Origin of the sequence: Ancylobacter sp. FA202 (assembly GCF_000380205.1) — a bacterium.
In the GTDB taxonomy this organism is placed as follows: Bacteria; Pseudomonadota; Alphaproteobacteria; order Rhizobiales; family Xanthobacteraceae; genus Ancylobacter.
The window spans coordinates 3,772,893-3,785,214 of record NZ_KB904818.1 but is presented as its reverse complement, the minus strand read 5'-3'; the positions used below and the strand labels follow the sequence as shown (position 1 = coordinate 3,785,214).

Here is a 12,322-nt window from a genome sequence, read left to right as displayed (position 1 = left end):
CACCCATGTGCAACGATCACACCTTCGCCCCGTCCCGTCGCATGGCGCTCGCCGCCGGCCTCGGTCTCGCCTCGGCCGCGTTTCTCGGCGGCGTGGCGCTGCCGGTCGGCGCTTGGGCGCAAGAGGCGCCGCCGAACGCCATCAGCCCTGATGAGGCGCTGAAGCGGCTGATGGACGGCAACGAACGCTACGCATCCAATGCCTCGACCAACAAGGATTTTTCCGCCGGACGAGCCGCGCGCACCAAAGCCCAGTACCCCTTTGCCGGCCTGGTGAGCTGCGCCGATTCGCGGGTCGCGCCCGAGCTAGCTTTCGACCGTGGGCCGGGCGAGCTTTTTGTCGTCCGCGTGGCCGGAAATTTCGTCAATGTTGACGGGCTCGCCAGCCTTGAATACGGCGTGAAGTTCCTCGGCGTGCCGCTCATCATGGTGCTTGGCCACACCAATTGCGGCGCGGTCGATGCCACGATCAAAGTCGTGAAGGAGAATATCAGCCTGCCAGGCCATCTCGACGAACTGATCGACAGCATCAAGCCTGCCGTCGAGATCGCGCTGAAGGAAAACCCGCAGGATCCGCTGAACGCAGCGATTATTGAGAATGTGCGCTACAACGTGCGGGAACTGTCGGAGGCGACACCGATCATTACCGAGTTCGTGGCCAATGGTAAACTGAAGGTCGTCGGCGGCCTTTACGACCTCGCCACCGGCAAGGTCAGCCTCGTCTGATGGCTTGCGCGGCCCGGCGCGACCGGGCCGCCCTCTCCCCGCCTGTCGGCGCCGCCTGAAGGAATGGCGCGCCCATCAGATCGACGGGCCGAGATCGACCATGCGTTCATGCGTCACCACTGGCGGCGCCGCGAAGGTGGCGCCCACCAGTCCGCGCCACAGCTGGAAATCCTCGGAATTGCGAAAATCCACCATGTGGTTGTCGAGCGTCTCCCACCGCACGACGAGCCGATAGACGCCGGGCGTTTCGATCACCTGGTGCAGGGCGACGCCATGGCAGCCCTTGGCGCGCTGAAACAGCGGCACCGCCTTGGCGACGCCCCCCTCGAAAGCCGCCTCCTCGCCGGCCTTGATCCGCAGTTCGGCAATTTCGATGATCATGCGCGCTCCTCAAGCCTGATGACACGGCGCGCCGGAGCGCTCCCCTGCGGTGATCACAAGCACGAACATGTCGGCGCAACAAGCCGGGCGGATCGCGCTCGTCCCTACGACGGCCGGCGGCGCCCCGCATGCGCAGGCCGGGCTTTGCGATGGCTCCCGGCAGCGCCGAAGGTCGCGATGTATTCACTCACCGCCGCATCCGAAAGAACACTGGGCTCGATTGGATTTCCAAATTTAAAAGTAAAGGCCCTTGAATAATGACCGTTTGCGGCGCATATTGATTTGGTCGATAGACGGTGAATGCGCCCAGTTTTCATACATGAATTCATGTGTGTCGCGCGGCTTTTTATCCCTGAAAATGCAATTTCGACGACCCGCATCTTTGCGGGAACGCTAGGTCTATAATTACGAAAGGGTTTTCCATGACCGTGGGAACCGTTAAGTGGTTCAACGCCCAGAAGGGCTTTGGATTTATTGCCCCTGATGACGGCGGCAGCGATGCGTTCGTTCACATCAGCGCCGTGGAACGTGCCGGCATGAGCGATCTGCGTGAAGGTCAGAAGGTGGGCTTCGAGCTCGTCACCGACCAGCGCAGCGGCAAGATGACCGCCGACAAGCTCGAAGCGCTCTCCTGAGGGCTTGACGTTGGCGGCCCCGTCCGGGGCCTTGCCGACATCGCCCTCTTCCTACCGCGTCGACCACGGATGTACTGGCGGCCGGGACGGGAAGGCAGAAGCGACAAGGCGCACCGCGCCTGTCAGCCCCGCTCCTCCTTGAGGTTGCGGGGCTTTTCGTTCGTCCACAGCACCCTTCAACCGAACCGACAGGAAACGTCATGGCCAAGGAACAACGCAGCAATCGCGAAGCTAAGAAGCCGAAGAAGGTGAAGGCTCCCGAGACGGCGGCGCCCAGCCTTTCCAAGGGGCTGTCCACGCCGATCACTTTGCCGAAGAAGAAGAAGGGCTGAAGCGTCGCGCCTGCGGATCGCTATATCTGCGGCGCGCCGTCGACCTCGTAGGTCCACACGCGGAACGACTTCAGCACGTGCGGCCCGAAGGAGTTGATCAGCGGAATGTCCGCCGCATCGCGCCCGCGTGCGACGACGATCCGACCGATCCGCCGCACATTGTTGCGCGGGTCGAACGTGTGCCATGCGCCATCCAGGAACACCTCGATCCAGGCGCTGAAATCCATCGGATCGACAACCGGCACGCCGATATCGCCGAGATGGCCATTCACATAGCGGGCGGGAATGTTGAGGCAGCGGCAGAACGCCACCGCGAGATGGGCGAAGTCGCGGCATACCCCGACGCGCTCCCTGTAGGCGTCGAACGCCGATCGGGTCGAACGCGCCTGCTGGTAGTCGAAGCGTATATGCCCATTGACGAAGTCGCAGATCGCCTGCACCCGGCCCCAGCCCGGCGGCAGCGCGCCGAACAGATCCCAGGCCGTCTGGCTGAGCAGGTCCGTTTCGCAGTAGCGACTACCCAGGAGATAGACAAGGCAATCGTCCGGCAGCTCCGGCACCGGCACTTCACGCGCCTCGAAATGAACCGGGTCAAGTTCGCCGTCATCCTTGATCGTGGCATCACCCCAGATCATCAGATCGCCGACCGGTGCCACCAGGCGCCGGCAGCGATTGCCGAACAGGTCGCGATAGGTTGATGACGGCACGTCCGGCGTGGTGAAGAAGGTTTCAGGTGCCCGAATGTCCGGACCCCGTTCCTCGTGCACCGAGAGGAGACAAACTAGCGCGGTCGGCTGCGGGCAGGTAAGCGTCATCTCGTAGCCGTAGCGGATCAGCATGAAGTGTTCCCGGAATCAGAGTTCGGAGCAGAGTACACGCCAATCGCGAAACGCCCCCATCGTATCGGACGTCCTCGTCCCTGACTGGGTTTAGGCGGCACACAGCCCGATGCGACGGCTTCCGCAGATCGGTTTGGGCGAGTTCAGCGGATATCGGCGGAGGTCAGGGTCAGCGGCCCGCGGCGCCCTGCCGAATAGGCCTTGCTGGCAGCGGCATAGATGGAACTGCGGAGAGTATCGAAAGCAGACAGGCAGGTTGTTTCCAGCCCGTCCGACGGGCGCAGCTCCGCCGCCGATTTGCCCAGGGCGGCGATTTCGACGAGAAACTGCACCTCGAACATGCCGTCATAGCCGGTGAAGCGGACGGCGCTGCGCGCGCGGTCGAAACTGCGACTCGGATTGGGGAAGATCAGCGTCACGATACGGCTCCCTCAGAATGCCCGAAGCCCATGCGGACGACATGCCCGCCGCAGTCCGCACCGGCCTTTCCGTCCCGTTCCATGCTCATGCCCGTTTCAGTCACGTCGGCGGCTCCTCGTCCGGGCATTGGAAACTGTCGAAAGCACCGGAGAGGATCACCAGACCGGTCATGTCGACGATGGACAAGGCGTCGGGCCTCTGCGGCATGTCGAGCGCACCGGCCAGAGCCCGCGCCATCTCGATAGCACCGTCCAGGTCGTGCACCTCGACGGTTTCGCGGCCGACGACCGCATGCGCGCTGTCCTGAGCCCGCGTCCGGTAGTATTCGATCACGACCTTCATCGCGGCGCGTCTCCGCCAGCCAACGGACGTGAGGACCTCAGCGGCTGAAGGTCCGGTCGACCAGCGCCGCGCCTTCGCCTGGCTCGGCCGCACGCATCGGCTCCAGGCTGTCCTCCGGCGCCACCCGCTCATACTGCTCGCGCTCGTTGCGGATACGGTATTGCAGCGCATTCCCGCTCGGCGGCAGCGTCGCGGTGATGCGGTAGATGTCGCCCACGCGCGAGGTGAAAACGCCATACCCGCCCCTCAGCCGCACAACCTGCCCGACCGCGAAGAGATGGATCGTCGGATCGCGGTGGACGGAGGGCTCGCGGCGGGACGCGGAATTTGCGGGGGTCATGATGACGTGTCGTCCTTTTGTAAAGGCGGAAGGGCGACCGTAAAGTCGCCACGGGCCGGTCTGATGACGCGGCGATAGGGCATGCGGAAAGAGGCGCACGTCGCGCCGGTTTTGCCCAAAGTCGGCCTGTCCAATGACCGTCAGTAAATTGGCGATCGCGGGAGGACAAATGCCACTATGAGGCCGGAAAACACGGGCACCGCATCGGTACCACCTGCCTATCCGTCGAAAATTCGAAATCCTGAACCACCGATATGCAGCACTGCCGCGTCAGTTCAATCAGGGACAATTTTCATTGTACGTTTGAATTGCGATTCAAACAAGGAAAAACAAAGTACTACAATCACCAGGCGGTCCAGCAACTGGATTTCATCGTCCCGCGCACGGTGGGGCATCCGATGAGCACGCGAAAGATGGCCTGCGCATCTTCCGCCAACGTGGATGGCCCATGGCGGCGAGAAATGCACCGTGATCGCGGATCACCGCCATCGACCGAATGTTAATTCACGTGATCGACCAGCGCGTTAGCGCATCAGCCCGGCCGCCCGCAGGGCCTGTTCGATGATGCCTTTGACGCCGTCAGCTCCCTTGGCGGCCCGCCGCGACGAGCCGCCCGGCACCTCGTCCCCGGTCCGTTCGCCCTGGCGCGAAGAGCGGATGGCGGGCACCGCAGGTACCGCCGGGCGGCTCTTCCTCGACGTCGGCGCCGATTTGGCCGCAGCCTGCTCGGCAGCGTCAATGCCCCAGAAGCGGGCGATCTCGCGCGTCGACGAAATGCCGACATCCAGCATGTAGGGACCCGGGACACCAAGATCTTCGCCCAGCGGCGTGCCATGGCCCATGGCGGCGACCGTGTTCAGTTCGATCACCGCTTCGCCGGCGCCATTGCACCAGATGCGCCTGGCGCGACCACCGGACACCTCCTCATGCGTCGGCGCCTCACCGAGATGATGCACGCTACGCCATTGCGCGGCGATGTCGTCGGCATTGGAGGGCGCGACGGTGTGATCGGCCGCACCTTGCCAGATGGCCACGCGCGGCCACGGCCCGGCATGGGCCGATGCCTCCCGCAGCAGCGCCCAGAGTTCCTCATCCGACGCCGTACCCTGCCCGCGCATGCAGTCGAATGCCTCCGGCACGGTGGTGGCGGTGCCATAGGCCAGCCCCGCGATGATGGCTCCACCGGCAAAGAGTTCGGGGTAGGTCGCCAGCATCACATTGGCCATGGCTCCGCCAGCGGACAGCCCGGTGACGAAGACACGGTCACGATCGACCCCGTGGGTCTCGACCATGGCCGCGATCATCTGGCGGATCGACAGTGCCTCGCCGGAATCGCGCCGCGCATCGCGCGGTCGGAACCAGTTGAAGCACAGATTGGGATTATTGCCGTGGTGTTGCTCGGGATAAAGTAGCGCGAAACCGGCTTGGTCGGCCAGTTGCGACCAGCCGGCCCGGTGGTCATATTCGCCAGCATTCTGCTTGCAGCCATGCAGCACGACGACAAGCGGCGCGCCTTCCGGCAGATCCGCCGGCCGGTAGTAATGCGCCCGCAAGCCTCCGGGATTCGAACCAAAATCGGCAAGCGCGGCGAGGCGGCCGGGCGCATTGGTTGACCCGTGGCCAAATGGGAAGGGGCTGCCCTGGCGCGCGCCGAGGGCAGCGAGATGGGCGATGGTGTCCGACATTGTCCGCAAGGGATGTCTCCTGGCTGCGGCGCCCAGTGGCTGGACGGCATGACGCTAACGCCCCCACACCCAGATCGTTGCTGCACTGCACAAAAACAAGAACCCTCGCGGGGGCGTGACACTCCAGAAACGCCCCCGATCCGCAACCATTCCAGAAAAAGCGACCGACGGAGGGGCCGCGGTCAGCATTCCGGGCCGCTTTCGCCGCGCTCGTGCTGCGCAAAAAGTCTTTTGCTGAGAATGGCATGGACGCCCCAATTGCCGTCCACCACCTGGGTGATGCCGAAATCCACCGCCGCCGACATCAACGCCACCGCTTCATCCTCGCTCAAGGCCTTCGTGGTCATCAGGAAGCGCCGCATCTTTCGGAAGGCGTCGCGCATGGCGAGATCAAGCGAGGATTTGGCATAAACCTCGCTCTGGCTGCTGGCGCCGAATTCGGCGAGGTAGTTGGGGTGGCTGAAGCCGGTCAGCACCCAGTCTTCTGGCGTCTCGATCAGCGGATAGGTCAGGTCGGCAAGCACGCTGCCACCAATATCGGCCTTCTTATGCAGGGTGACGCGGAAAGTACCGGTCATCGAACACTCGATCGCCGTGCCAGAAAGCTCACCATCCCCCTGCGCGGCGTGGGGATCGCCGACGGAGAGCAGGGCGCCGGGAACCGATACGGGCAGATAGACCGTTGCCCCCTTGCCGAGCCGCCAATTGTCGAGATTGCCGCCGAAATAGGCCGGCGGCACGGAATCGACGAGTTCGGCCTCGCGCGGCGCTACCGCGATCACGCCGAAATGCGGCCGCAGTGGAATCCGCACCCCTTCAAGCACTTTCGCCTGCAAGGTCACGGTGCCGGGCCGAACGAGCACGCCGGGATAGTCATAGAGCACATGCTGGACCCCGGACGGGTCGGTCTGCGGTTCCCAGCGGTAGGAGTGCAGGGCCCTGGCATAAGGTTCGGCGGTATCGGTGACGATCTCATAGATCGTCACGCATTCACGCGGGTGCGGCTCGCTGAGAAGTTCGGAGTAGTGGTAGCCCCACCATGCCGCGACGCTGCTGCCGAACACCCGGCCGGCATGGGCGGGATGGCGCGAGCGGCGGGGTTCGATGTCGAGAATGTGCACCTCCAGGACGTCGCCCGGCTGCGCCCCGTGCACGGCAATCGGCCCGGTACAGATATGCACCCCGAACCCCTCCCCGGCACCACGGCCGAACACGGAGGCGTCGAGAGGGCCGGCGCCGCGCCGGTTCACCGTCTTGTCGGTCGACGTCCAGTGGAACACGCTTTCCGCGCCGGGATCGCCTTCGATCATGCGCTCGGGATCGTCCGAGGCGTGCTGGGTCAGCGTCTCGACCGTGACGATGTCGCCGGAGGCGATCTCGATCAGCGGTTCGAGCGAGCGACTGAAATAGCCCCAGTGGACATGCTGGGCGTGGACCGGAAGATAGTGCCGCGCGGGCGCTTCCGGCACAGGTGTCCCTGCGTCGTCCCCATCCCCGCGCGGCGCCGGCCGACGCACGGGGCCGCTCGCGGCCTGCCGCGCCCGCAATTGGACCAGCGCCTCCTGCGGCCAGCCGCGCTGGCCGCTCGCCACCGCGCTGTGCGTCTGCCGGTCGGCTTCGCGGCGGCGCAACTCGCGGGGCGGCAGGCCGAAGCGCTCGCGGAACAGACGGCTGAAATGGGCGGCATCGGCGAAGCCACAGCGATAGGCGATCTCGGCGATCGGAACGGCGGCCTCGGCCGGGTTGGCAAGGTCGTGCCAGGCGCGTTGCAGCCGGCGCTCGCGCAGATAGTGGCTGAAGCTCTCGCCCGTTCCCTCGAACAGCTTCTGCACATAGCGTTCCGAAATACCCTCGGCCTTGGCGATATCCGCGATCGAGATGTCCTCGCTGCCAATGCTGCGCTCGATGGTGGCGTAAAGCCGCTGGAGCAGCGCCGCACGGCTGGAGGACGGGTCGCTGGTCGCCGCCACCAACTCGCCGGACAAGGCGAGCAGAAGGTCTGCGGCGCTTTGCGCCACCGCCTCCCATTCCGCTTCAGAGAGCCGATCGAGCGCCTCGGCGGTGGCGAGCGCGGTGCGGCCCACAATGTCCGGCAGCCCCTCCGCGCCGAAGACCCGCGGCTGCGCGCCGGCCAGCGGCGGCACCTTGCGGCCGCGAAACGCCTCCGCCGGCACGGAGAGCACCACAGCCCGCAGCCCGCGCTGGAACTGCAACTGCCAGTCCGCTCCGCGCGGCGCAAGGATGAGCTGACCGGCGGCGACGATCTGCCGGTCGTCACCCGCCACCAGCACCGTGCTGTTCTCCACCGGCATCAGCAGCAGCGGCAGGCCGGCGCGGGAGGGCAGAGGGCGCAGGCTTTGCGCGTCGGCTGAGAATTTGCCGAGCCGAACACCTGTCGAGGACAGGCGCGAGAGCGCGCTGGCATGAGCGGGGGACCCGTGCCGTGCACCCTGCGACTGCAGGCCGAAGCCGCGCAGCACGTCCTGCCACGCAGCCTCGCCTGCGTCGCCCGAATAGGACTCGCTGGTAAAGGGTTGAACGTTCATCGGCGGCGCCTCGGCATGGCTTCCTGCCAGCAAGGCTTGCTGCCAGCAGCGCCATTTGCCAGCAAGAAGCGTGCCTCGGCCATGCCATCGACCGAACCGTCGATCAAGCCCGGATGGCCGGCGCCGTCAGCGCGCCGGGAAGAGGCTCTTGCGGATCGAGCCGGTGACGCCCCAATTGGCGTCGACCACCTGGGTGACGGCGAAATCGGCCGCCACCGACATCAGCGATATCGCTTCGTCCTCGGAGAGCTTCTGCGTGGTCATGAGGAAACGCCGCAGCTTGCGGAAGGCGTCGCGCATGGCGCTGTCGAGGCTGCCACGCTTGAGGATCTCGCTCTGGTGGTCGGGGCCGAGCTCACTGAGATAATTGGCGACGCTGAAGCCATAGACCGACCAGACGTCGTCGTTTTCGAGAATCGGGTGGGTCAGCCCCTCCAGGATCGTGCCGTCAAGTTCCTCCTTCTTGTGCAGGATGAACTCGAATTCGCCGGTTAGAGAAATTTCGATCGCGGTGCCCGACAGCTCGCTGTCGCCCTGCGAGGCGTGGGCGTCGCCGCAGGAAAACAGCCCGCCTGGCACGGCAACCGGGTAGTACATCCGCGCGCCCTTGGCGATGCGCCAGTCGTCCATGTTGCCGCCGGTGTAGTTCGGCGGAATCGTAGAAACGAAGTCGGCCTCGGCCGGGGCGAGCCCCATCGTGCCGAAATGCAGCCGCGCCGGCACGCTTATGCCGGCAAGGATGCCCTCCTTCTTCACGATCGTGGTGTGGTCGACCCGCACGCCGGGATAGTCGATGGTTGGGTGGGTGATGCCGTCCGGGTCGGTCTGCGGCGTCCAGAGATAGGAATAGAGCGCCTTCACCGAGGCCTCGCCCATATCGAGCTCATAGATGGTGACGACCTCGCGGGGAGCCGGCCCCTCGATCAGGTCCTTGTACTGGAACCCCCAATTGGCCGCTGGATTGGAGCCGAAGAAGCGTCCGGCATAGGCAGGGTTGGCGCTCGGGCGCGGCCAGGTGTCGATGACGCGCACCTCGATGATGTCGCCAGGCTCCGCGCCTTCGATTGCCACCGGGCCGGTAAGCAGGTGCACGCCCAGCCCCTCGCCCGAACCATAGGTGAAGGGGCCGTCGGTCGCCCCGGCGCCGCGCCGGCGTAGGGTCTTCTGGTCCTTGGTCCAGAGAAAGATCTCCTCCGCCGCCCGGTCGCCTTCGATCATGCGCGCATAGTCGTCATTGGCGTGGTGGGTGATGGATTCGATCACCGCCCGGTCGCCGGACTTCAGCGTGAGCACGGGCGCCAGGGTCTTGCTGAAATAGCCCCAATGGACCGTGTCGGGTGTGGCGGGCAGATGATGCTTGGTCATGTCGAACCTCGGGACTGAAGAGTGGCGCGCGGGTCGTCGCCTATTCGGCGGTCATGGAGCTGAGAAAACGCACGGTGAGCGGATGGGAGGGCGCCGTGAGCACGCGGGCGGCCGGGCCCTCCTCGACAACCACGCCGCCGGACAGGAACACGATGCGGTCGGCGACATCACCGGCGAAGCGCAACTGGTGGGTGGAGATGATCATGGCCAGCCCCTCCTCCACCGCGAGCCGGCGGATCACCTCCAGCACCTCGCCCACCAGTTCGGGATCGAGGGCGGAGGTCGGCTCGTCGAGCAGCAGCACAGTTGGCGCCGGCGCCACGGCGCGGGCGATGGCGACGCGCTGCTGCTGGCCGCCGGAGAGATGGCGCGGCAGCGCATCGGCCCGATGGGCGAGGCCGATACGCTCCAGAAGATCGCGGGCGCGCCGGTCGGCGTCGAAGCGCGAAAGCCCCTGCACCCAGCGCAGCGGGCCGGCGATATTCTCGCGGGCGGTAAGGTGGCCGAACAGGTTGAACTGCTGGAACACCATGCCGACGCCGACGCTGGCGCGCATCTGCGCCGTCAGGCGAGGCGAGAGCGGGCGCCCGTTCTCGTCGGCGCCGAGGGACTGGCCGCCGACGCGGATGGTGCCGTCTTCCCAGCCTTCCAGCCGGTTGATGCAGCGCAGCAGGGTGGACTTGCCGGAACCGGAAGGGCCGAGCAACGCCACAACCTCGCCGGCCCGCACGGTCAGGTCGATGCCGTCGAGCACGGTCTGCGCGCCATAGCTCTTGCGCAGACCGCGCACCTCCACCGCGATGTTGTTGCCGGCGAGGCGTGCGGCACGCGCGGCGGGATCTCGCGCAGGGACTGCATGCTTCGGCACGGCCGGCGGTAGTGGATCGGCGGCGATCTCGGCGACGATTTCGCGGGCGACATCCGGTGGGGTCACTCCGGTGGCGGCACCCGCCAGTTCGGGAACGGCATCCGGCCGGCCCGGCACCAGCGCCCGCAGAAAGCGGCGCAGCTGTTCGCGCGGCGGCGGTCTGTCGAGATCGAGCAGCATCTCGACCACGATCTGGATCACCGCAATGGCGCCGGTGAGCACAAGGTACATCAGCCCGGAGGCGAAGAAGATGGAGAAGAAATCAAAGGTCGCCGAGGCCAGCTGGGTCGAGCGCAGGGTCAGCTCCTGCACCGCCACTACGGAGGCGAGCGAGGAGTTCTTGAGCGCGCTCACGGCCTCGTTGCCGAGCGCCGGCACCATGGACCGGATCGCCTGCGGGGCGATGACGCGACGCATGATAGCGGACGGCGTCATGCCCAGCGCCTGACCGGCGCTGACCTGACCACGCTCCACCCCGAGCACGTTGGCGCGGAGGATTTCAGCGATGAACGGCGCTTCATTGAGCGCAAGCGCAAGGCTGGCGGCGGAGATGGCAGAGAGTTTGATGCCGATCAGCGGCAGGGCATTGTAGCAGAACACCATCTGCAGGATCAGCGGTGTCCCTCGGAACACGATGGCATAGGCCCGCGCGACAATCGCCAGCGTGCGGAAGCGCGAGAGCTGCATGGCGGCGAGGACGACGCCCATGACAAGCCCGCCGAGCAGGCCGAGCACGGTGATGAGGAGCGTGTAGCCCACCCCGTCGAGGAGGTAGGGCATGCCCAAATAATGCAGGAAAAGATCCATCGGCCTACTTCGCAACGGAGGAGAGCGGCGGCCGCGAGGGGAGCGCGCGGCCGCCGGTGTCAGCGCGTCGGGACGATCAGTCGGCGAGCACCAGCTTGGGGGTTTCGAGCTGGTCGGCGGGCAGGTTCCATTTCTTCATCAGCTCGGCCTGTACGCCGGACTTTTGAAGCTCTCCGAGCGCCGACATCACCGCATCACGGAACGGGACATTGTTGCGCGGCACGGCGATGCCGACCGAATAGGGCAGCGTGACCGCCGTCGCCTTCTCCAGCTTGTCCGGATAAGCCTTCACCGCGCCGTCGACGGTGTTGACGTCGTTGATGTAGGTGTCGGCCCGCCCGGCGAGGATGGCTTGGATGCAGTTGGCGTTGTTGTCGAACAGCAGAATTTCGGGTGCCGGCTTGCCGGCGGCCTTGCAGGCAGGTTCCAGCGCCTGGATCAGCGGCACTTCGACATAGCCGGTATTCTCGGCCGCCACCGCGCCGCACAGCGAAGTGTCGATGCCGGTGATCTTCTTCGGGTTGCCCTTGGCCACCAGCACCCCGTCATACACCTTCAGATAGGTGATGAAGTCCGCCGCCTTGGCGCGGTCCTTGGTGGCGTAGATGTCGGAGATGACGATATCGGCCTGACCGGCCTGCAGCGTGGTGAGCAGCGAGGCGAACGTCACTGCCTTATAGGTCAGCTTGAAGCCGAGGCAATCGCCGATCGCCTCGCCGAGATCGATGTCGAAACCGATATAGTTGGTCGGGTCTTTGGGGTCGATCGTCTCATAGCCCGGCGTGTGCGGGTTGATGGCGTTGACCAGCGTCTTGCCCTTGAGGTCGGGATATTTCGCCTGCAACGCGGCGCAGGCTTCCGGCGTGGCGGCCTGCGCCATATGCGGCAGGCCGGCGGTCAGCCCCCCGGTGGCGAGGGCAAGGCCAAGCGCGCCGAAGAGGGCCGAGCGAAGGTGCGAGACGACGGACAGGCGCGGCCTGCCGGAACGGATGTCGAGAGCGTGTGCCACGTAACTTCTCCTCTGCTAGCGTGCCCCG

At 65.6% G+C, this 12,322-nt stretch carries 13 protein-coding genes; 3 read left to right on the top strand and 10 right to left on the bottom strand.

The window, feature by feature from the left end; translation table 11 throughout:
- Positions 1 to 5: 5 nt before the first annotated feature.
- On the top strand, positions 6 to 725 hold the full coding sequence (locus A3M1_RS0117340) for a carbonic anhydrase (protein ID WP_018390262.1): 720 nt from the start codon (positions 6 to 8) through the stop codon (positions 723 to 725).
- 75 nt (positions 726 to 800) lie between these two features.
- On the opposite strand, the gene A3M1_RS0117335 is transcribed toward A3M1_RS0117340, so the two are convergent.
- Complete coding sequence (locus tag A3M1_RS0117335) at positions 801 to 1,106, bottom strand: antibiotic biosynthesis monooxygenase (RefSeq protein ID WP_018390261.1); 306 nt, start codon at positions 1,104 to 1,106, stop codon at positions 801 to 803.
- A gap of 422 nt (positions 1,107 to 1,528) precedes the next feature.
- On the opposite strand from A3M1_RS0117335, the gene A3M1_RS0117330 reads away from it, so the two are divergent.
- Both A3M1_RS0117330 and A3M1_RS27095 read left to right on the top strand, forming a co-directional pair.
- A complete protein-coding gene (locus A3M1_RS0117330; protein WP_018390260.1) occupies positions 1,529 to 1,741 on the top strand; it encodes a cold-shock protein in 213 nt (70 codons plus the stop codon).
- Positions 1,742 to 1,941: 200 nt separating this feature from the next.
- Complete coding sequence (locus A3M1_RS27095) at positions 1,942 to 2,073, top strand: hypothetical protein (protein WP_018390259.1); 132 nt, start codon at positions 1,942 to 1,944, stop codon at positions 2,071 to 2,073.
- A 20-nt stretch (positions 2,074 to 2,093) separates the two neighbouring features.
- Here A3M1_RS27095 and A3M1_RS0117320 read toward each other — a convergent pair whose 3' ends face one another.
- From A3M1_RS0117320 to A3M1_RS0117280, 9 genes are all read right to left on the bottom strand, one after another.
- Positions 2,094 to 2,912, bottom strand: a complete 819-nt coding sequence (locus A3M1_RS0117320) for a transglutaminase family protein (protein WP_018390258.1) — start codon at positions 2,910 to 2,912, stop codon at positions 2,094 to 2,096.
- A gap of 143 nt (positions 2,913 to 3,055) precedes the next feature.
- Positions 3,056 to 3,331: a DUF1488 family protein gene (locus tag A3M1_RS0117315; RefSeq protein ID WP_018390257.1), complete on the bottom strand. Its 276-nt coding sequence runs from the start codon at positions 3,329 to 3,331 to the stop codon at positions 3,056 to 3,058.
- 100 nt (positions 3,332 to 3,431) lie between these two features.
- The gene (locus tag A3M1_RS0117310; protein ID WP_018390256.1) at positions 3,432 to 3,674 is read right to left on the bottom strand and encodes a hypothetical protein; all 243 of its coding nucleotides are present in this window, start codon (positions 3,672 to 3,674) and stop codon (positions 3,432 to 3,434) included.
- 37 nt (positions 3,675 to 3,711) lie between these two features.
- Positions 3,712 to 4,014: a hypothetical protein gene (locus tag A3M1_RS0117305; RefSeq protein WP_018390255.1), complete on the bottom strand. Its 303-nt coding sequence runs from the start codon at positions 4,012 to 4,014 to the stop codon at positions 3,712 to 3,714.
- Positions 4,015 to 4,538: 524 nt separating this feature from the next.
- Entirely contained in the window at positions 4,539 to 5,708 is a 1,170-nt protein-coding gene (locus A3M1_RS0117300) for a PHB depolymerase family esterase (RefSeq protein WP_026221366.1), read from the bottom strand.
- Positions 5,709 to 5,881: 173 nt separating this feature from the next.
- Positions 5,882 to 8,245: an acetamidase/formamidase family protein gene (locus A3M1_RS0117295; protein ID WP_018390253.1), complete on the bottom strand. Its 2,364-nt coding sequence runs from the start codon at positions 8,243 to 8,245 to the stop codon at positions 5,882 to 5,884.
- Positions 8,246 to 8,371: 126 nt separating this feature from the next.
- On the bottom strand, positions 8,372 to 9,610 hold the full coding sequence (locus A3M1_RS0117290) for an acetamidase/formamidase family protein (protein WP_018390252.1): 1,239 nt from the start codon (positions 9,608 to 9,610) through the stop codon (positions 8,372 to 8,374).
- Between the two features lie 40 nt (positions 9,611 to 9,650).
- On the bottom strand, positions 9,651 to 11,285 hold the full coding sequence (locus A3M1_RS0117285) for an amino acid ABC transporter permease/ATP-binding protein (protein ID WP_018390251.1): 1,635 nt from the start codon (positions 11,283 to 11,285) through the stop codon (positions 9,651 to 9,653).
- A gap of 76 nt (positions 11,286 to 11,361) precedes the next feature.
- Positions 11,362 to 12,294, bottom strand: a complete 933-nt coding sequence (locus tag A3M1_RS0117280; protein WP_018390250.1) for a transporter substrate-binding domain-containing protein — start codon at positions 12,292 to 12,294, stop codon at positions 11,362 to 11,364.
- Positions 12,295 to 12,322: the final 28 nt, after the last annotated feature.